Here is a 20353-nt window from a genome sequence, read left to right as displayed (position 1 = left end):
GGTGGTGGCGGAGTCGAGTGTTGATGGTGGGGTCGGGGTTCGCGATCGCGTGCCTGCTCCCGGTGTGCCGGTGCCTTCGACGGTGGAGGCGGATCTGGCGTTCGCGGCGCGGCGGGTGAGGGAGGCGGTTGCTGATCTGGCGGCCCGGGTTGAGGCGGTGGAACGCGGCCGTGTCGGGGTTGGTGCGGGCGGCGCGAACGGTGCGGGTGGTGTGGGTGGTGCTGTGTCGCGGGCGTTGGTGGTGGTGGATACGGCGGTGTCGGTGTTGGGGGTGCAGCGCACGCGGATGTCGCAGCTGGCTCGCCGGGAGAGTGAGTGGTGCAAGGGGAGTGCGCGGGACTTTGAGAGTTGGCGTGCGTCGTCCTCGAAGCAGGGGCTGGGGGTGGCAAAGGCGGAGGCTGCTGCTGGTCAGGCGCTGGAGTTGCTGCCGCAGGTGCGGGAGGCGTCGTCGGCGGGTGAGGTGAGCGAGGGTCATCTGCGGGTGATCGCGGGGGTGTTGGAGCGGTCCTCGCAGGGAACGCGGGAGCGGTTGGCGGCGCGTGAGGGGGAGTGGGTGCAGCGCGCCAGGTCGGTGCCGGTGCCCACGTTCCGTAAGGAGCTCGCGGCGCAGGCGGCGGCGTGGGAGGCGGATGCGGCTGATCGGTCCTTTGAGGGGGCGCGGGCGCGGCGGGGGCTGCGGTTGATGTCGCGCAGCGGTGGGGTGCAGGTGGAGGGGTTCTTGGATCCGGTGGCGGGCGCGACGGTGCGCACGGCGTTGGAGTCGTTGACCGATGCGCCCGCGGTGGGTGATGAGCGTTCTGCGGATGCGCGTCGGGCTGATGCGTTGGTGGATCTGGCGGAGCGGACGTTGGGGTTGGGGGATCGCCGCTCGGGTGCGCAGATCCGTCCGCATCTGTCGGTTCTGGTGCGTGAGGACACGTGGTTGTTGTTGATGCACCGCCGGCGGCGCTCCTGCGGGCGGCCCGGCTCGGTGGGTGCATCGGGTCCCCCGGGCGCGTCGGGTGCCGCGGACCCGTCTGCGGCGGGCGCGTCGGGTTCCGCTCCCGCCGCGGGGTCTGCGGGGTTGGCGGGCGATGGTGCTGGGCGGGGTGGGTTGGGTTGCCGTTCGAGTGAGGCGTTTGGTGTGTCGGGGTTGGTGGCGGAGCCGCCGTTGGCGCAGTTGCAGGATGGGACGTTGGTTCCGTTCGCGGCGCTGGAGGTGTTGGCGTGTGACGCGTTGGTGCAGCGGGTGGTGCTGGATGCGGCGGGTGTGCCGTTGGATGTGGGTCGTTCGGAGCGGACGTATGAGGGGGATCTGCGTCGGGCGATCTTGACGCGGGATCGGCATTGCCAGTTCCCGGGGTGTGGGATGCGGGCGACGTGGTGCCAGGTGCATCACATCTGGGAGTGGTCCAGGAAGGGTGAGACGACGCTGGAGAACGGGATCACCCTGTGCTCGCGTCACCACCATGACGTGCACGCGTTGGGGATCGGTATCACCCGGGTGCGTGGTGGGTTCCGCTTCACTCGCAGTAACGGTGAGGTGATCGGGCAGACCACCCGTCTCGCGGATGAGCTTCTTGTCCCGCGACGACGACCACCAGGCCAGGCCACCCGAAGCGGGGCAGACGGGCCAGATCGACCGGACGGGTCGGCTGGGCCCGGCGAGTGTCCGCCGAGACCGGACGGATCAGGTGGGCCCGGCGAGAGTCGGCCCGGACCGGACGGATCAGGTGGGCCGGGCGAGAGTCGGCCCAGATCGGACGGATCAGGTGGGTCAGGCGAGTGTCCGCCGAGATCGGACGGATCAGGTGGGCCGGGCGAGTGTCCACCGAGATCGGACGGATCAGGTGGGCCGGGCGAGAGTCCGCCCAGACCGGACTCGGTGGCTCCGGGGCGGGGGAGTCCGCCCGGGCCGTCGGGGCAGGACGCCGTGGCCGTTACTTCTGCCGGTGCCGGTGCCACTCCGGCACAGCCGAGCCTCCTCGACATCTGAGGAACCCTGTCGGTTGACGAATCCCGTCGATGCGCGCCGGGAAGGCTCCTGTCCGGGCGCGTCGTCGTGTGGGTCAGCGCGACCGGTCGCGCAGCCGGGTCGCGGGACGGCCAGCCTGGGCTAGGCGTCCAGCTCCGCCAGGGGGACCTGCTCCACCACCAGGCGCACGCGCGGTGCCTTGCGCGCGAGCTGCTTGCGGTAGGCCGCCAGGGTTCCGGTGACCTCCTCGTCCACGAGTTCCTCCGCGACCTGCACGTTCAGCACGATCGGGTAGTCCTCGGGGGCGTCCGTCGGGGCGGGGGAGTCCTCGCCGACCGCCATCGCCAAGCCACGCTCCATGGCCGCGCCCAGATCGGCGGCGCTGCCCGCCGCGGAGGTGTGGGCGTGCACGATGCCCACGACCACGCCGCCCAGCCCCGCGCGCCAGGCCACGGTGGGCAGGGAGGAGTCGACGTCGTACGCGGCGTGCTCGCTCGGCGGTGCCGGCGCCGGGGCGGGCGCGCGCTCAGGTGCTGGTGCGGGCGCGGGTGCTGGTGCGGGCGCGGGGGTGGGCGCCGGTGCCGGAGTGGGCTCGGGCTCGGCCGTGGGCTCGGGCTCCGACGTCGACTCCGGGGAGGGAACCCTCGGCGGCTCCTCGGGTTCTTCCTCCAACGAGGAGCGTTCGTCCGGGTCCACGGGCGCCGGGGCGGGTTCGCCGGGTTCGGGGATCGTCCCCGGGTCGTCCAGCGGGCTGTGCTCCAGGCTGGAGAGGGCGTCGCCGGATTCCCCGGCGACATCGTCCTCAGGCGAAGTCTCGGGAGCCGAGGGCTCGGCAGGTGGTGCCGGAGTCTCCTCGGGGGCCTCCTGCTGGGCCTGCTCGTTCTTCTTCTTCCGCCACGGGAACCACGCCATGGCCTCAGCCTCACGCAGGCGGGGCAATGGTGCAAGGTGCCCGGCGCCGTCGGACATCGCTGTGCGGCCGTCACTGGGTGGAAGATGGGGGCATGCACGGTGAGTACAAGGTTCCCGGTGGCAAACTCGTCATCGCCGACGTCGAGACCTCCCAGGAGGCGCAGGGCACGCCCGGATCGCTCGCGCAGGTGCGGATCTCCGGGGACTTCTTCCTCGAACCCGACGACGCGCTGGAGACCATCAACGGCGCCCTGCAGGGTCTGCCCGCCACCTCCAGCGTCGAGACGATGGCGGGTGTCCTGGCCCGGGCGCTCGGCGAGGACGTGGTGATGGGCGGATTCAGCCCCGAGGCCGTGGCGATCGCGGTGCGCCGCGCGCTCGGGCACGCCACCGGCTGGGCCGATCACACCTTCGAGGTGATCCGCGGCGAGGCCGAGCTGCCGTTCATGCAGATGGCGCTGGACGAGGTGCTCGCGCAGGAGGTCGGTGCCGGCACCCGCCCGCCCACCCTGCGGTTCTGGGAGTGGGAGCGCAACGTGGTGGTGATCGGCTCCTTCCAGTCGATGCGCAACGAGGTCGACCCCGACGGCGTGGCGCGCCACGACATCACCGTCACCCGCCGCGTCTCCGGCGGTGGGGCGATGTTCATCCAGCCCGGCAACACCATCACGTACTCGCTGTACGTGCCCGCCTCCCTGGTGGAGGGCCTGAGCTTCGAGCAGAGCTACGCGTTCCTGGACGACTGGGTGCTCGGCGCGCTGAAGGAGCTCGGCATCCAGGCGCGGTACGTGCCGCTGAACGACATCACCTCGCCCAGCGGCAAGATCGCCGGCGCGGCGCAGAAGCGGTACGCGACCGGCGCGGTGCTGCACCACGTGACGATGTCCTACGACATCGACGCCGACGCCATGCTGGACGTGCTGCGCATCGGCCGGGAGAAGCTCTCCGACAAGGGCACCCGCAGCGCCAACAAGCGCGTGGACCCGCTGCGCAGCCAGACCGGGATGAGCCGCGAGGCGATCATCGACTCCTTCGCGGCGCACTTCGCCTCGCGTTACGACACGGTGCCCGGGGAGATCCGTCCCGCGGAGCGGCGACGCGCGGAGGAGCTCGTGGAGTCCAAGTTCGCCACGCCCGCGTGGCTGACGCGCGTGCCCTGAGGGCCGCGGGAGCGCTTGGCGGCGAGCGCGACCTCGCTGCGGACGGAGAATCCGTGCGGCGACTCCGGCCGCGGAAGCGTCGTGGCAGGTCAGGGACGTGCGCGGGTGCGGCCGTGCCGCGGTACCCGCAGATTCTCCGTCCTGAGCGAGGCGAAGGTCCGTCCGACGGGCGCGGCGGTGGTTGAATCGAGGTCATGAGCCTGTGGATGACCGGTGACGCCGACGCCGATGCCCTGCTGGAGCGCGACCCCTTCGCCCTGCTGATCGGGATGTTGTTGGACCAGCAGGTCGCCATGGAGACCGCCTTCGCCGGCCCCGCCAAGATCGCCGAGCGACTCGGCAGCATCGACCCGCGCGCCGTGGCGCAGGCCGACCCCGAGGCGTTCGTCGAGTTGTGCCGCACCCCGCCCGCCGTGCACCGCTACCCCGGCTCCATGGCGGGGCGCATCCAGAAGGTGGCCTCGGCCGTCGTCGAGGACTATGACGGCGACGTCACGCGCCTGTGGAGCGACGGGGAGCCCGACGGCGCCACCGTCCTCAAGCGACTGAAGGCGCTGCCCGGCTTCGGGGACCAGAAGGCCAGGATCTTCCTGGCGCTGCTCGGCAAGCAGTTCGCGATCCAGCCCGCGGGGTGGCGCGAGGTGGCCGGCGCCTACGGCGAGGAGGGATCGCGGCGATCCATCGCGGACGTGGTCGATGAGGCCAGCCTGCATGAGGTGCGCGAGACCAAGCGCGCCGCGAAGGCGGCCGCCAAGAACGGGTGAGTCCGGCGAATCTGGCGTCGGTCCGGGCGCCGGCCCCGGTGCCGGGAGTAGCGTGAAGAGACGTTGCCCCCGCAACGACCCCGCCGCCGACAGGAAGGCTCACCGTGACCACCATCGCTGAGACCATCGTCCGCACGCTCGAGGCGAGCGGGGTGAGCCGGATGTACGGGATCCCCGGTGATTCCCTCAACGGGCTCACGGATGCGCTGCGCTCAAGCGACATCGCGTGGATCCCGGTGCGGCACGAGGAGACGGCGGGATTCGCCGCCTCCGCGGAGGCCCAGCTCACCGACGAGCTGGCGGTCGCGGTCGGCAGTTGCGGCCCCGGGAACCTTCACCTCATCAACGGACTCTACGACGCCAACCGCTCCCGGGTGCCGGTCCTGGCGATCGCGGCGCACATCCCCAGCGAGGAGATCGGCTCCGGCTACTTCCAGGAGACCCACCCCACGGATCTGTTCCGGGAGTGCAGCGTGTACGTGGAGCAGGTCTCCAACGCCAAGCAGATGCCGCGCATGCTGCGCACCGCGATGCAGGCGGCCCTCAGCAAGCGCGGGGTAGCCGTGCTGGTCATCCCGGGCGACGTCGCGATGCTGACCGCGCAGGACGAGACCGCCACCAACGTGCGCGCCCCGCGCTCCCAGACCGTGCCCGTGGAGGAGGACCTGGTCGCCCTGGCCGAGCAACTCACTGGCAAGGTCACGATCCTCGCGGGCGCCGGGTGTGCCGGCGCGCACGACGAGGTGGTGGCGCTCGCCGATGCCCTGGCCGCCCCCATCGTCCACACGCTGCGCAGCAAGGACATCCTGGAATGGGACAACCCGTTCGACGTCGGGATGACCGGGCTCCTCGGATTCGAGTCCGGGTACCGGGCGATGGAGTCCTGCGACACCCTGCTCATGCTCGGCACCGACTTCCCCTATCGCCCGTTCCTGCCCGAGGACGCCCACGTGATCCAGGTGGACATCCGCGGGGAGAACATCGGGCGCCGCATCCCGGTGGACCTGCCCGTGGTGGGCGGGGTGAAGGAGACCGTCACCGCGCTGTTGCCGCGCCTGACGCCGGTCAGCGACCGCGGTCACCTGGAGCGCAGCCTCAAGCACTACCGCAAGACCCGCGAGAGCCTGGACGACCTGGCCACCCCGCGGCGCGGGGACGCCGCCCTGCACCCGCAGTACGTGGCGCGCATGATCGACGAGGTCGCGGCCGATGACGCGGTGTTCATCCCGGACGTCGGCTCGCCGGTGGTGTGGGCCGCACGGTACCTGACGATGAACTCCCGCCGCCGCCTGATCGGCTCCTTCATCCACGGGTCGATGGCGAACGCGATCACCCAGTCCGTGGGCGCGCAGTCCAGCCAACACGGCCGCCAGATCGTGGCGCTCGCGGGCGACGGCGGCCTGACGATGATGATGGGGGAGTTGCTGACCCTCGCCGAGCTCGGACTGCCGGTGAAGCTCGTGGTGTTCAACAACTCCTCCTACAACTTCGTGGAACTGGAGATGAAGGCGGCCGGGTTCGTGCCGACCGCCACGGGACTGGAGTCGGCGAACCTCGCCGGCATCGCCTCGGCGTCGGGGCTGTACGCGCAGCGGGTGGCGAAGTCCAAGGACCTGCCCAAGGCGCTCAAGGCCGCGTTCGCGCACGACGGCCCCGCGCTGGTGGACGTGGTCACCGAGCGCCAGGAGCTCGTGCTGCCGCCCTCGATCACGTTCGAGCAGACCAAGGGGTTCGGCCTGTACGCGCTGCGCACGCTGCTCTCCGGCCGCGGCGACGAGATCGTGGAACTCGCCCGCGCGAACGCGCGCCAGCTGCTGTAGCAGCGCCGGCTGCGGGTCACGCCTCCCGTGGTCGGGGCGGAGTTCCGAGGAACTCGTGCGACAGTGGTGGGGTCCATGACCCCTCGGGAGAGAATCGCTATGCCCAGCACGTCGTCCAGCACCTCCTCGCGCGCACTGACGCTCTGGCTGCCGATCGCCGGAATCGCGATCGTCGTGGTCGTGGTCGTCGCCCTGCTGCTCTCGCGGCCCGACGACGGCGCGGCCGAGGCGGGCGACGGCGCGACGGGCACTGAGGAGACGGCGGGCGAGGCGGACGGAGCCGCGGGCGACGGCGGCGAGAACGGCACTGACGGCACTGCGGCCACCGGCGACCCGGCACAGGACATCGCGGATGACCTCGAGCCGGTGCAGCCCGATCTGTCCGCCCAGGCCGTGCAGCGCGACCCCGAGGAGATCCAGGCCTACGGCCCCGTGGACGCACCCGCGGTGCTCGTAGTGTTCTCGGACTACCAGTGCACGTACTGCGCGAAGTGGACCGCGGAGACCCTGCCGCGGATGCGGGAACTGGCCGACGCCGGCGACCTGCGCATCGAGTGGCACGACGTGAACTTCTACGGGGAACTCTCCGAGCGGGCCGCGCGCGCCGCGTACGCGGCGGGGCTGCAGGGCGCGTTCTGGGAGTTCCACGACGCGTTGTACGAGGGCGGCACGCCGCGCTCCGCGTCGGCGCTGAGCGAGGACGCGCTCGTCCAGCTCGCCGGTGACCTCGGGCTGGACACCGAGACCTTCACCACGGACATGGCCGCCGAGGAGACCGCGCAGATCGTGTCCGACCACGCCGAACTGGGTCTCGGCCTCGGGGTCTACTCCACGCCGTCGTTCGTGATCGGGAACTCCACCCTGGTCGGCGCCCAGCCGGTCGAGGTGTTCGAGGACGCCGTGGCCGCTGAGGTGGCGCGGGTGACGGGCTGAGGGCGCGCGGTGGAGATCGGACTGCTCGCCGCCCTGCTCGGCGGTGCCCTGGCGCTGCTGAGCCCCTGCGGTGCGCTACTGCTGCCGGCCTTCTTCGCGGCGACGGTCGGCTCCCGCGGCACCCTGCTCGCGCACGCCGCCGTCTTCTACCTCGGCATGGCGCTGCTGTTGGTTCCCCTCGGCCTGGGCGCCGCGACCCTCGGCACGTTCCTGGCGACCTACCGCAGCGAGGTGATCGCCGCCGCGAGCGTGCTGATGATCGTCTTCGGGTTGGCGCAGATGCTCGGGTTCGGATTCGACGTCGGGCGTGCGATGCCGGGCGTGCGGCAGTTGGAGTCGCGCGCCGCGCGCTCAGCGGGCTACGCCAAGTCCTTCCTGCTCGGCATCGTCAGCGCCGTCGCCGGCTTCTGCGCCGGACCGATCCTCGGGGCCGTCCTGACCATCGCTGCGGCCCAGGGCGACCAGGGGTACGGCGCCGCGCTCATGGCGGTGTACGCCCTGGGGATGGTGCTGCCGCTGTTCGGTCTCGCGCTGGTGTGGCAGCGGCTCACCCCGGATGCCCGGCGGCGGATGCGGGGGCGCACCATCACGGTGTTCGGACGCGAGCTGCACACGATCTCCCTGGTCACCGGGGTGATCTTCGTCGTCGTGGGCGTGCTGTTCTGGACGACGAATGGCTTCCTCACCCTGCCGTCGCTCGTGCCCGCGTCCTGGCAGGACGCCCTGACCTCGGGTGCCGCGTCCCTCACGGGCCGGCAGTGGGACGTGATCGCCGTCCTCGCCCTCGGCGCGGTGGCGATCGGGGGATGGGTGCTGTGGTGGCGCCGCCATCAGCGGGCCCAGGAGCAGACCGAGACCCCGAGCGAGGAGAACCGATGAGGATCCGAACCCTGGCGCCCACACTGGCGCTGCTGGTGGCGCTCGCGGGCTGCACCGCCGAGGTCGACACCGACCAGGATGTGACGGCGACGCAGGAGGGCGGGCAGGCGGACTCGGGGGAGGCGCCCGCGGCGCCGGGCGGTGACCCCGTGCCCGCCACCGGGTCCCCGGCGCCGGCCGAGGTGACGGCCCTGCTGCCGTTCCAGTTCGAGGGTGCCACGCTGCTGCCGACCGGCTGGACCCTGCCGGCGCGCCAGGCGGGCGCCGTGCTGCTGTCCGGGGCGCAGTCCGAGGACGCGGTGACCTACTCCGCACTGGGCACGGACGGCACGGCGCTGTGGTCGGTGGGACGCCCGGCGTGGAGCGACCAGTTCGCCCTGATCGGCCTGGGTACGGACGCGGTCGCGGTGCTCCTGGACGGTGCCTCCAGCGCCGAGGCGACGGCGTCCGGTTTCGACGCCGTCACCGGTGAACCCCTCTGGGGGCCGGTGGAGGTCCCCGGACCCTTCGCGGGGGAGGGCCTGGTGTTCGGGGAGGACGACGGCGCCGCCTCCCTGGCGCTGCACCCCGCCACCGGAGAGGCGTGGGACCTGGGCGAGGGCGAGACCCCGCTGGCCACCTCCGGTACCTCCCTGATCACGCTGGACGGCGACGCGGTGGTGGCGCGCACCCCGGACGGCGAGGCATGGCGCCTGCCGCTGGCGGAGGCGGGCCTGAGCGGCGAGGTGACCGCCCGGCGTGATCTGCCAGGACTCGAGGGGCATGTGGTGCTGACGAGCCCGGACCAGGTCGGGGCGCTGATCGACGTGGCGAGCGGCGCCGTCGTGGCCCAGCAGGTCTCGGGCGCTGTGACGGACGGCGTCAGCGGTGCGACCGTGTACCTCGTTCCCGGTGAACTGCGCGGCGCCATGCCCGGCGGCGAGGAGTGGACGGCCTACGTGGGCGCGGAGAGTGTGTTGGTCAGCGCGGGGGGCGTGCTCGCCTACGTGGTGGACGGTACCGCGCTCAGCGTGCGCAACGCCGTGACGGGCGCACCCGCGTCCGGATACCCCGAGGACGGCGAGGGCGATGCGGCGCTGCCGCTGCTGTTCACACCCGCGGGCGCCGCGGTGGTGCGCATCGACGGCGAGCGCTACCTCGCCCTCCCACCCGGCTCCTGACCCGAGGTGGTTCTGCACCCACCGCGAGGTGGTTCTGCACCCACCGCGAGGTGGTTCTGCAGCCACCCCGAGGTGGTTCTGCAGCCACCGCGAGAGGACGTGGCGTGATTACGGCTCGCGGACCAGAGGGGCGTAGGCCGCGCCGGTGACCCGCAGCAGGTCGGCGGGCGCCAGCCCGATGTCGAACCCGCGCCGTCCGCCGGAGACGTAGATCCGGGGGAGCGCCTCGGCGCTGGCATCCACGACGGTGCGCATCCGGGTGCGCTGCCCCAGCGGCGAGATCCCGCCGCGCACGTAACCGGTGGCGCGCTCGGCGTCCGGGACCGCGGCCATCTCGGCGCCCTTGGCGCCCACGGCCCGGGCCAGGGCCTTGAGGTCGAGCTTGTGGTCCGAGGGCAGCACCGCCACCACGAGGTCCCCGGCGGTGGTGCGCGCCACGAGGGTCTTGAAGACCTCCGCGGCCTGAAGGCCGAGCTCGCGCACCGCCTCGGCCGCGAAGTCCCGGTCCTCACCCTCGTGGGTGTAGCGCGCCTCCACGTAGGTCACCCCGGCGGCATCCAGCGCGCGGGTGGCCGGCGTCGCGGAGCCACCCGACCCGCCCGTGCCCCTCTTCGCCTTCTTGCTCACCAGGCAGTCCCGTTCACCGCTCGGCCTCCCACGCCGTCACGGCCTCCAGCACCTCGGAGGCCGGACCGAGGGCGATCGGCCGCACCACCAACTCTCCCGCCTCGTCGCTGGCATCCAGATCGACCTCCAGCACCAGGCGCCAGTCCCGATCGCCCTCGGGATCGTCCAGGATCTGGGTGACCCGCCAGGAACGGCCGTGCACCACCGTCTCCAGGAGCGCGGGGGAGCGGGCCGGACCGGCCGTCCCCACGTCGTCGTACTCCTCGAAGTAGGGCGCGAACGCGCCGTGCCAGCGCGGCGGATCCCACCCGGCCTCGGCGTCCAACCGGCCCAGGGCCTGGTAGTCGCGACGGGCCAGCAGCTCCACCCGGCCGAAGGCCGCGGTGCGCGCCGCCAGCCGCACCGCGCGCACGTTCGCCGAGAACGGCGCGGCCCGCTCGGAGTCCCCGAACCGGCGCTCGGCCTCCTCCAACTCCTCGTCGGTGAAGCCGTCGGCGGCGTCCGACTGGGCCCCGGTGAGCGACTCCCACTCCGAGAGCAGCGAGGAGTCCACCTGCCGGATCACCTCCCCGAGCCAGGCGACCATGTCCTCCATCTCCTCGGTGCGCAGGTGCTCCGGGAGGATCTGGCGCAGGGTGCGGTACACCTCCGTGAGGTAGCGCAGCACCACCCCCTCGCTGCGCATCGCCTGATACCGGGAGACCAACTCCGAGAACGTGGCACCGGTCTCGATCATCTCCCGCACGATCGACTTGGGCTGCAGCTCGCTGCCGTACACCCACGGGTTCGCCCGCGCGTAGGTGTACATCGCGGCCGAGAGCAGCTCCTCCAGCGGCTTGGGGTAGGAGATCTCCTCCAGGGCCTCCATCCGCTCCTCGTACTCCATGCCCTCGGCCTTCATCGCGCCGATCGCATCGCCGCGCGCCTCCCGCTCCTGCCCCATGAGGATCGGGCGCGGGCCGGGCGTGATCGCCTCGACCACGCTGATGACGTCCAGGGCCAGGGCGAACGGTTCGGCCTCGACGTCCAGGAGCTCCAGGGCCGCCAGCGCGAACGGGGACAGCGGCGCGTTCAGCGCGAAGTCGTCCGGCACGTCCGCGAGCAGCTCCACGGTGGGGTGGCCCTCGAGGGCGTACTGCCGCGGGGTGTGCTCCACGATGTCGGCGGCGCGCAGGGAGCGGTAGATCCCGACGGCGCGGCGCACGTGGGGATTGGCGGGCCGGGGTGGCTCGTGGTTGTCGGTGAGCAGCCGGTACCCCCGTTCGACGGGGTCCCCGGGGCGGGCGAGCAGCCCGAGGATCATCTGGTGGCTCACCTCGAACTGCGAGGTCAGCGGCTCCGGATCGGCGTCCCGCAGCCGCTCGAAGGTCTTGTCGGTCCAGTTCACCTGCCCCTCGGGGGCCTTCTTGCGCACGATCTTCTTGCGCTTGCGTTCATCGTCCCCGGCCTTGGCCAGCGCCTTGGCGTTCTCGATCACGTGCTCGGGGGCCTGCACCAGCACGTCCCCGACCGTGTCGAACCCCGCCCGCCCGGCGCGCCCGGCGATCTGGTGGAACTCCCGGGCGCTGAGGTGGCGCTGCCGCACGCCGTCGAACTTCGTCAGAGCGGTGAACACCACGGTGCGGATCGGCATGTTCACCCCGACCCCGAGGGTGTCCGTACCGCACACCACCTTCAGCAGCCCCGCCTGCACCAGGCGCTCCACCAGGCGGCGGTAGCGCGGCAGCATCCCGGCGTGGTGCACACCGATCCCCAGCCGCAGCAGCCGGGAGAGGGTCACCCCGAACCCCTTCCCGAACCGCTCACCCTTCAGGGCCTCGGCGATCGCCGCGCGCTCCGGTTTGGAGGTGACCTGCACCGAGGTGAGGGACTGCGCCCGTTCCATCGCCGCAGCCTGGGTGAAGTGCACGAGGTAGGCGGGGGTGCGCCCGGAGTGCAGGAGCTGTTCGATGATCTCCGTCATCGGCTCCAGGGAGTACTCGAACACCAGCGGCACGGGCCGCTCCGTGTGCGTGACCGTGGAGGTGGCGCGGCCGGTGCGCCGCTCCAGGTCCTCGATGATCCCGGACATGTCACCCAGGGTCGCGGACATCAGCAGGAACTGGGCGCCGGGCAGGTCCAGCAGGGGGATCTGCCAGGAGACCCCGCGCTGCGGATCGGCGTAGAAGTGGAACTCGTCCGCGACCACCACGAGGTCGGCGTCGTTCTCCGTGCTGGCCTCGGAGGCCCCGAGCTGCCCCCGCAGCACCTGGGCGGCGAGGATCTCCGCGGTGCAGCAGATGATCGGCGCATCGCCGTTGATCGCGACGTCCCCGGTCACCATGCCCACGTTCGCGGCGCCGAACACCGCGGCGAGGTCGAAGAACTTCTCGCTGACCAGGGCCTTCACGGGCGCGGTGTAGTAGGTGCGGGCGCCGCGCGCCAGGGCCACGGCGTGCGCGGCGATCGCCACCATCGACTTGCCGGAGCCGGTCGGCGTGGCCAGGACCACGTGGTCGCCACCCGCCAGGGCCAGGGCGGCCTCCTCCTGGTGGGGGTAGAGATCCAGACCCCGCCCGACGGCGTAGGCCTCGAAAGCCTCGTAGGCCTCCTCCGGTGCGGTGCCGGCGGGCAACGCGAGCGGGTGCGCGTCGCTGACCGTGGCGGTGCGGGGCGCGCGGCGAGCGGCTGCGTGGTGGCGGGCGGAGTGGTGGTGGGCGCTCGTCGGGGCAGTCACACCCCGACGCTACCGCCCACCACCGACGCCGCCCGCCGCCCGGTGTCGGCGCCGGGCTCAGCCCTGCGGGGCGTCCCCACCGATGTTGACCTGCCAGAACGTGCCGAACTTGTCCACGACCGCACCGAAGGTGTCCCCCCACGGGGCGGGCTCGAGAGGCATGACGACCGTGCCGCCGTCGATCAGCTTCTGCCACTGGGCTGTGAGGGTCTCGGCGTCCTCGACCCCGCCGAACAGGGAGATGTTCGCGGCCTGCGGCTCCGGCATGTCCATGCCGTCCACCCAGTCCGAGGCCATCAGCCAGGCGCGACCGTCGATCACGAGCTGGCTGTGCATCACGAGTTCGGCCTGCTCCGGCCCGCCCATGCCGAACTCCCCGAAGGTGCTGAAGCCGACCTCGCCGCCGAGCAGGTCGTGGTAGAACTCCATGGCCTCGCGGGTCTTGCCCTTGAACTGCAGGTACGGGTTCACGTTGATGGTCATGCTCACTCCTCGTCTCGCTGTGCGCCGGTTGGCGTTGTCGGGAGGGTAGACCCGGCCACCGACACGAACTCATCGGTCGGCGCTCATGCGCGTTCGCCGAGCGGGTTGTTGCGCCGGGCTGCGCGCGCTGAACCCTGCGCAGGGGCACGCTCGGCGGCGAGGCGGACGAGCGCAAGAACTTCCGGGAAAGTTCACCCGTTGAGCAATCCGCGGCAAAGTCACTGCGATTCGTCCGGCGGTAGCCCCGGGTGCGCTGCCAAGATGTCCCCATCCCGACGGCAAGGAGGCCTCAATGAGCGGGATCGACTACCCCTCAGTCCAGCAGTCCCCACCCTTCACCGAACTGCGCAGCAAGCTCCGGCGGTTCGTCTTCCCCATGACGGCGTTCGCGTTCGGCTGGTTCCTTCTCTACGTGCTCCTGGCGTCCTACGCCCCCGGCTTCATGGCACAACCGTTGGTCGGCAACGTCAATGTCGGCATCGTGTTCGGCCTGTCCCAGTTCGTCACGACGTTCGGCATCACCGCCCTGTACGTCGTGTACGCCAACCGCGAGCTCGACCCGCGGGCATCGGCGCTCCGGGAGGAACTCGCCGAGATGGACGGCGCGGCGCACGAGGGTGCCGCAGACGCCCCGAACCCGGCGGAGGACGCGCGATGAACAACGACCTCGTCGAGGCCAACAACCCGGTGCTGAACATCATCATCTTCGTGCTGTTCGTGGGCGTGACCCTGGTGATCGTGCTGCGCGCCAGCCGCACCAACAAGTCCGCCGCGGACTACTACGCCGGCGGTCGTTCGTTCTCGGGCACCCAGAACGGCACCGCGATCGCCGGGGACTACCTCTCCGCCGCGAGCTTCCTCGGCATCGTGGGAGCGATCGCCGTCAACGGCTACGACGGTTTCCTCTACAGCATCGGGTTCCTGGTCGCCTGGATCGTGGCGCTCCTGCTGGTGGCCGAGCTCATGCGCAACACCGCCAAGTTCACCATGGCCGATGTGCTCTCCTTCCGGTTGCGGCAGCGCCCGGTCCGGATGGCGGCCGCCTTGTCCACCCTGGCGGTCTCGTTCTTCTACCTGCTCGCACAGATGGCCGGGGCAGGCGGGCTGGTCTCGCTGCTCCTGGGCGTCGACGCCGCGCTCGGGCAGTCGATCGTCATCGTGGTGGTGGGCGCGCTGATGATCGTCTACGTGTTGATCGGCGGCATGAAGGGCACCACCTGGGTGCAGATCATCAAGGCGTTCCTGCTGATCCTCGGCGCCTTCGTCATGACGGTCTGGGTCGGCGCGCGGTTCGGGTTCGACTTCTCCGCGCTCTTGGGCGGCGCCGTCGAGACCGCGCAGGCGGCGGGCATCGAGGGCGACGTGCTCGCGCCGGGCCTGAAGTACGGCGGCAACCCCCTGGACTTCATCTCCCTCGGCCTCGCGCTCGTGCTCGGCACGGCCGGGCTGCCCCACGTGCTGATGCGCTTCTACACCGTGCCGACGGCGAAGGAGGCCCGCCGCAGCGTGGTGTGGGCCATCGTGCTCATCGGGGTGTTCTACCTGTTCACCCTCGTGCTCGGGTACGGCGCGCTCGCGCTGGTGGGGCCGGAGACAGTGCTCGCCTCACCCGGTGGGGTGAACTCCGCCGCGCCGCTGCTCGCGCTGGAACTCGGTGGATCGGTGCTGCTGGGGCTCGTCTCGGCGGTCGCGTTCGCCACGATCCTGGCGGTGGTGGCCGGGTTGACCATCACCGCCTCGGCCTCGTTCGCGCACGACATCTACGCCTCGGTCATCAAGAAGGGCAAGGCCGACCCGGCGATGGAGGTGAAGGTCGGGCGCTGGACGGTGATCGGCATCGGTGCGGTGGCGATCCTCGGTGGGATCGGTGCCCAGGGTCAGAACGTGGCCTTCCTGGTGGCCCTCGCCTTCGCCGTCGCGGCCTCGGCGAACCTGCCGACCATCCTGTACTCCCTGTTCTGGAAGCGGTTCACCACCCGGGGCGCGGTCGGCAGCATGTACACCGGTCTGATCAGTGCGCTGGTGCTGATCTTCTTCTCCCCGGTCTTCTCCGGTACGCCCACGGCGGTGTTCGGGGAGGGGGTCGACTTCGCGTGGTTCCCGCTCACCAACCCCGGACTCGTCTCCATCCCGCTCGGGTTCCTGGCCGGGTGGTTCTTCTCCGTCACGGACAAGACCGTCGAGTCCCCCGTGCTCGCCGCGGAGATGGAGGTGCGTTCCCTGACGGGATACGGCGCAGAGAAGGCCGTGGAGCACTAGGAGCCACCCGCACCGAGCGTGCTCCTCCGCAGCATCTCGCGCACGGCGCGCTGCGCAGGGGCACGCTCGGCGGGTGGTTGTGCAGAGCGGGTGGCTGCGTAGGGGAAGCGCTCAGTCGAAGAAGTCCTCGAGGATCTCGCCGAGCACCATGCCGCCGAGGATCCCGCCGGCCATCCCGCCGAATCCGCCACGCCGCGGCGGTCCCCCGAAACCGACCGGCGGGCCGGGGCGCCGTCCGTATCCGGGCGCGCCCCAGGAGTCCTCACCGTAACCGGAGCGCTCGGAGTCGATGTCGCGCTGCGCGAGTTGCAACGCCTGACTGGCCAGGTCCGCCGCGCGGCGCGCGAGACTCATCGCCCGCTCCCGGTCGTCCGGGCCCGACCCGAGCCGGTAGACGTCGGTGAGCAGGTTCTCCGCCTCGGCGAGCCGGGTGCGGGCATCGGCGCCCACGTAGCCCCGGTGCCCCGCGATCACGTCGCGCGCCACCGCGAGCTGCCGCTTGGCGTCGTCCACCGCGTGCGTCAGGTGTTCCGCGCTCGGGGCGGGGCGCGCGGCCCGCTCCCGGGCCTTGTCCACGGCCGCGTCCAGCGCGGTGTTGGCGCTGCGCACCCGGGTGAGGAGCGCGAACGGGTCGGTCAGGGCACCGGGTGCGGGCAGCGAGGCGAGCGCCTGCTGCAGATCCGTCATCGCGGCCGCCACCTCGGGCGTGGGCGGGGCCTCCCGCGCGGCCACGAGGTCGCTGCGGGAGTCGGCGACCACGGCCGAGAGGGTGGACTCCGCCCGCAGCGCCTCGATCTCGTAGTGCTCCACCGCCTCGATCAGGGTGGTGGCGCGGCGCACGCTCTCGGTGGCGGCCTCCAGCGCCATCGTGGCCTGCTGGCTCTGCCCGGCCTCGCGGCGACGGGCGGCCACCTGCAGGCTGTGGTCGGCGAAGCCCAGGAGCTGCTCGGCCTCGGTGCCGTTGGCGTCCACCTGGTGCAGCGCCTCGGGGGAGTAACGCTGCGCGAGCCGCGCGAGCGCCTGCTGGGTCTCCTCCAGGCGGGCGCGCACCACGCGGGACTGCTCCTGCACGCTCTCCACCACCGCGGGCGCCTCCCGGACCTTCGCGACGGCGACCTCCAGTTCCCCGGTCTTGGTCTCCAGCAGGTCCTCGGCCCACTCGGTGAGCTGCACGATCCGCGCGTTGCGCTCCCGCAGTTCCTGCGGGGTGTCGGGGATGTCGTCCACGTTGAGCTGGTGCAGCTTGAACGCCTCGCTCATCGCCGTGCGCACGCCCTCGATCGCGGCACGCAGGTCGGCGGTCGCGGCCTCGCCGAGCTCCGCCGTCGCGAACGCCACCTCGTCCTGGGTCAGCCGCAGCTTCTCGTCGGCCGCGACCAGGGACTTCGCGGCGCGGGCGGCCAGCACCTCGTCCTGCTCGGTGATCTCATCGGCGTTGCGCTTGCGACGTCCCCAGAATCCAGCCATGCCCGGAGTCTATGCGCCGCGGGTGGACGTTCCCTGAGAGTCTCCTGGATGCCGCCGCAGTTCCACCAGCACCTCGCCGTGATCGGTGTGCGGGAACATGTCGAACAGGCGGGCGCGCGTCACCCGTAGCGACGGCATGGCCGCGAGGTCCCGCGCCAGCGAGGCGGCGTTGCAGGAGGAGTACAGCACGGTGTCCACGCCGGAGCGCTCCAGGGTGGCGGCGAGATCCGCGCCCAGGCCGCGCCGCGGCGGGTTGACCACGACGGCGTCGGGTACCTGCTCGCCCGGCCCGGCCCCGAGCGCCGTCGCGTCCCCCACCTCGAACCGGGCGCCGGTCAGCCCCATCTCCGCGGCGGTGCGCCGGGCGCTCGCGATCGCCTCCGCGGAGACCTCCACACCCCGCACCGCCAGCCCCGGCAGGGCGCGGGCCGCGTGCAGGGCGAAACCGCCGACCCCGCAGTACAGGTCCCACAGCGAGCGCGGCGCGGACTCGACCAGCCAGGCGGTCGCCTCCCGGTACAGGGCCTCGGCCACCGGCGTGTTCGTCTGGAAGAACGACTGCGGCCGCAGGTGCAGCGGGAGGCCGTTCAGCGGCATGGTCAGGGTCTCGCCGTGCAGCACGATCTCGCGCTCACCCTCCAGCACCGCCTTGTGCTCCGGCAGGATGTTCAGGCTCACCAGCGCCAGGCCCGGCACCTGGTCCAGCAGCCACGGCAGGTGCTTGCGGATCCGCGCCTGCGCCTCGGTGGAGCGCAACACGAACCGCACCATGAGCTGCCCACCCGGGGCGGCGGTGACCAGGGCGAACTTGAGCTCGCCCGCCCGCGCGGCGACGTCGTAGGGCGCCAACGAGGCCCGCGTGATGAAGGTGCGCAGCGCCGGGAGGGCCGCCTCGATCGCCTCGGTGTGCAGCGGGCAGCGGGTGAGGTCCTGCACGCCGCCGGGCTGCTGGATGCCCAGCAGAGGATCGGCGAGGGTACCGCCGACGGCGAGTTTCGCCTTGTTGCGGAAACGCGCCTGGGGGCTGCGGACGGTGGGAAACCAGGCCGCGGGGGCGACGCCGTCGAGCACCTCGCGTACAGCGGTCTCCTTGCGGGCGATCTCCGCGTCGTAGCCCAGGGGCAGCAGGGCGCACGAGCGGCACTGCGCCCGCTCGTAGTAGTCGCAGCGCAGTGCGGTGAGCCCCGGCGAAACCTCCACCCGGCGATCCTAGGCGCCGCGCGTCAGCGCTTCCCAAGCACGAGGCGCACCCTCACATCCCGGCGATCCACATCGCCTGGTAGGGCGCGAGCCAGATCATCCCGTCGCCCTCCACGTGCACCTTCTCCCCGGAGATCCGGTCCACGCCGCCGTAGATGCCCTCGGCCGCGAGCTCCCCGGCCGGGTAGGGCCGGAAGTCGTCGGTCACGTTGTACAGCCCCACCATGGCGCCCACGGGGTGGCGATGCACCACCGGCAGCACGCCGGGGTCCACCACCTCCCCGATCGCGGCGGGGCAGGAGGCGTGCAGCTGCGGCAGGTGCTTGCGGGTGCGCACCAGGTGCAGCACATTGCGGTAGGCGCGCCCGGACGGGGTCTCCACGTCGTGCCGCTCCTGCGCGAGGTCCCAGTCCATCACCGGCCGATGGATCCACCGGGTGTCCTCGGGGTGCTCCAGCAGCGCATCGGGGTCGTTGGTCATCGCGAGCTCGTCGCCCTGCCAGATCACCGGGATGCCGCCCCAGCCCAGGATGAGGGCGTGGGCCAGGAAGATCCGGCCCTCCACGTCGTCCACCGCGCTCGGTTCGTCCTCGCCCCGGGGGTGTGCGGCGTCCTCCTCCTGCGCCGCCTCCAGGCCCAGCAGGCTCGCGGCCATCCCGCAGGTGCGGGCCTCACCGGTGGCCTCGTCGCGCTGGAAGTCCACGCCGCGTGCCTGGGAGCCGTGGAACCGGCCCGCGTAGTAGTCGGCGAGGAAGACCCGGTGGGCGTGGGCGTCGATGCCCACCTCGGCGGCCACCTCGTCGTCGATCGCCCACCCGATGTCGTCGTGGCAGCGCAGGTAGGTGACCCACGCCGTCGTGCTCGGGGTGGCGGGCAGCGACTCCAGCGCGTGCGCGGCCAGCCGCACATCACGCGAGGCCAGCATCGACCACGTGTGCACCATGAGGGCGTTGTGGTAGGCGATGTCGGAGACCTTCCCCCACCGCTCACCGCGGCCGAGGTAGGCGGGCAGATCGTGCGGGCCCACGATCGCCTCGGCCTTGAACGCCAGGGCGGGCGCCGCGATCCGGGCCAGCGCCCGCAGCGCCTGGGTGAGCGCGTGCACCTGCGGCAGGTTCTGGCAGGTGGTGCCCAGGCGCTTCCAGGTGAACGCGATCGCGTCCAGCCGCAGCACCTCCACGCCCTGGTTGGCCAGGTACAGCACGAGGTCGGCGAACTCCGTGAACACCTCGGGGTTCGACCAGTTCAGGTCCCACTGGTAGGTGTTGAAGGTGGTCCACACCCATCCGGTGCCCTCCACCCAGGTGAAGCTCCCGGGCGCGGTGTCGGGGAAGACGTCCGTCAGGGTCTCTTCGAAGGCGTCCGGCTGCGTGCGGTCGGGGTAGATGTAGAAGTAGTCGCGGTACTTCTCCTCCCCGGCGCGGGCCCGCCGCGCCCACTCGTGCTCGGCCGCCACGTGGTTGAGCACGAGGTCCAGCACCAGGGAGATCCCGGCGCTGCGCAGGTCGGTGGCGAGCTCGGCGAGGTCGGCCATGTCGCCCAGGTCGGGGCGCACCTGCCGGTAGTCGGCCACCGCGTAGCCGCCGTCGTCCTGCCCCGGTCGCGGCTGAAGCAGCGGCATGAGGTGCAGGTAGGTGACCCCGAGTTCGCTGAGGTAGTCGATCCGCTCCGCCACGCCGTCCAGGTCGCCGGCGAACCGGTCGGCGTAGGCGGCGTAGCCGAGCATCGTCTCGGACTGGAACCAGTCCGGGCGCAGTTCGCGTTCGCGATCCAACCGCCGCAGCGGCGCGCGACGGCGCAGGTTGGCCTCGAGGGCGATCTCCAGCAGGCGGGGCTCGAGCAGGGCGACCTGCTCGGGGGAGTAGAGCGCGGTGAGCGCGTCATGCACATCCGGCCACCAGCGCTCGATCCGCACCAGTAACTCCGTGCGCCGCTCCTCGCTCTCGTGCGCCAGCCGCTGTGCGGCTCCCGCGTGCAGCGCCTTCAGGTCCTCCCGGATGTGGGTCATCGTCGACACCG

At 71.8% G+C, this 20353-nt stretch carries 16 protein-coding genes; 9 read left to right on the top strand and 7 right to left on the bottom strand.

Annotation, left to right across the window (positions count from 1 at the left end):
* The first annotated feature begins 286 nt into the window (after window positions 1–286).
* Entirely contained in the window at window positions 287–1975 is a 1689-nt protein-coding gene (locus ATL40_RS15690; RefSeq protein ID WP_143556916.1) for an HNH endonuclease signature motif containing protein, read from the top strand.
* Window positions 1976–2095: 120 nt separating this feature from the next.
* Here the strand turns inward: ATL40_RS15690 and ATL40_RS15585 are convergent, their stop codons facing one another.
* Window positions 2096–2866: a hypothetical protein gene (locus tag ATL40_RS15585; RefSeq protein ID WP_098469228.1), complete on the bottom strand. Its 771-nt coding sequence runs from the start codon at window positions 2864–2866 to the stop codon at window positions 2096–2098.
* Between the two features lie 92 nt (window positions 2867–2958).
* On the opposite strand from ATL40_RS15585, the gene lplAB reads away from it, so the two are divergent.
* The 6 genes from lplAB to ATL40_RS08825 all read left to right on the top strand — a co-directional run bounded on the left by lplAB (window position 2959) and on the right by ATL40_RS08825 (window position 9582).
* Complete coding sequence (lplAB, locus tag ATL40_RS08850; protein ID WP_098469227.1) at window positions 2959–4026, top strand: lipoate-protein ligase LplAB; 1068 nt, start codon at window positions 2959–2961, stop codon at window positions 4024–4026.
* A 194-nt stretch (window positions 4027–4220) separates the two neighbouring features.
* Window positions 4221–4790: an HhH-GPD-type base excision DNA repair protein gene (locus ATL40_RS08845; RefSeq protein WP_098469226.1), complete on the top strand. Its 570-nt coding sequence runs from the start codon at window positions 4221–4223 to the stop codon at window positions 4788–4790.
* Window positions 4791–4894: 104 nt separating this feature from the next.
* The gene (gene poxB / locus ATL40_RS08840; protein ID WP_098469225.1) at window positions 4895–6610 is read left to right on the top strand and encodes a ubiquinone-dependent pyruvate dehydrogenase; all 1716 of its coding nucleotides are present in this window, start codon (window positions 4895–4897) and stop codon (window positions 6608–6610) included.
* Between the two features lie 99 nt (window positions 6611–6709).
* Complete coding sequence (locus tag ATL40_RS08835; RefSeq protein WP_098469224.1) at window positions 6710–7543, top strand: DsbA family protein; 834 nt, start codon at window positions 6710–6712, stop codon at window positions 7541–7543.
* 9 nt (window positions 7544–7552) lie between these two features.
* On the top strand, window positions 7553–8422 hold the full coding sequence (locus ATL40_RS08830) for a cytochrome c biogenesis CcdA family protein (RefSeq protein ID WP_098469223.1): 870 nt from the start codon (window positions 7553–7555) through the stop codon (window positions 8420–8422).
* On the top strand, window positions 8419–9582 hold the full coding sequence (locus ATL40_RS08825; protein ID WP_098469222.1) for a PQQ-binding-like beta-propeller repeat protein: 1164 nt from the start codon (window positions 8419–8421) through the stop codon (window positions 9580–9582). Before ATL40_RS08830 ends, ATL40_RS08825 begins: the two co-directional genes overlap by 4 nt.
* A gap of 108 nt (window positions 9583–9690) precedes the next feature.
* On the opposite strand, the gene ybaK is transcribed toward ATL40_RS08825, so the two are convergent.
* Genes ybaK through ATL40_RS08810 form a run of 3 tightly spaced genes read right to left on the bottom strand, consistent with a single transcriptional unit; the run spans window position 9691 to window position 13408 of the window.
* Window positions 9691–10209: a Cys-tRNA(Pro) deacylase gene (gene ybaK / locus ATL40_RS08820; RefSeq protein WP_098469221.1), complete on the bottom strand. Its 519-nt coding sequence runs from the start codon at window positions 10207–10209 to the stop codon at window positions 9691–9693.
* 13 nt (window positions 10210–10222) lie between these two features.
* Window positions 10223–12925: a DEAD/DEAH box helicase gene (locus ATL40_RS08815; RefSeq protein WP_245866912.1), complete on the bottom strand. Its 2703-nt coding sequence runs from the start codon at window positions 12923–12925 to the stop codon at window positions 10223–10225.
* Between the two features lie 57 nt (window positions 12926–12982).
* Entirely contained in the window at window positions 12983–13408 is a 426-nt protein-coding gene (locus ATL40_RS08810; protein WP_098469220.1) for a VOC family protein, read from the bottom strand.
* Between the two features lie 292 nt (window positions 13409–13700).
* On the opposite strand from ATL40_RS08810, the gene ATL40_RS08805 reads away from it, so the two are divergent.
* Together ATL40_RS08805 and ATL40_RS08800 are read left to right on the top strand one after the other, a co-directional pair.
* Window positions 13701–14066 (top strand): DUF485 domain-containing protein, encoded by a 366-nt coding sequence (locus tag ATL40_RS08805; RefSeq protein ID WP_098469219.1) that lies wholly within the window; start codon window positions 13701–13703, stop codon window positions 14064–14066.
* Entirely contained in the window at window positions 14063–15667 is a 1605-nt protein-coding gene (locus tag ATL40_RS08800) for a solute symporter family protein (protein ID WP_098469218.1), read from the top strand. The genes ATL40_RS08805 and ATL40_RS08800 overlap by 4 nt, the downstream gene beginning before the upstream one ends.
* 111 nt (window positions 15668–15778) lie before the next feature.
* Here ATL40_RS08800 and ATL40_RS08795 read toward each other — a convergent pair whose 3' ends face one another.
* The 3 genes from ATL40_RS08795 to ATL40_RS08785 form a co-directional block, all read right to left on the bottom strand.
* Window positions 15779–17134: a coiled-coil domain-containing protein gene (locus ATL40_RS08795; protein ID WP_098469217.1), complete on the bottom strand. Its 1356-nt coding sequence runs from the start codon at window positions 17132–17134 to the stop codon at window positions 15779–15781.
* Window positions 17135–17143: 9 nt separating this feature from the next.
* Complete coding sequence (locus tag ATL40_RS08790) at window positions 17144–18307, bottom strand: methyltransferase domain-containing protein (protein WP_098470385.1); 1164 nt, start codon at window positions 18305–18307, stop codon at window positions 17144–17146.
* Between the two features lie 79 nt (window positions 18308–18386).
* The gene (locus ATL40_RS08785) at window positions 18387–20342 is read right to left on the bottom strand and encodes an alpha-amylase family protein (RefSeq protein ID WP_098469216.1); all 1956 of its coding nucleotides are present in this window, start codon (window positions 20340–20342) and stop codon (window positions 18387–18389) included.
* Between the last annotated feature and the right edge of the window lie 11 nt (window positions 20343–20353).

Source organism: Serinibacter salmoneus (assembly GCF_002563925.1).
Taxonomy (GTDB): domain Bacteria; phylum Actinomycetota; class Actinomycetes; order Actinomycetales; family Beutenbergiaceae; genus Serinibacter; species Serinibacter salmoneus.
Note: the sequence above shows the minus strand (reverse complement) of the source record. Positions and strands in the feature narration are given on the sequence as shown.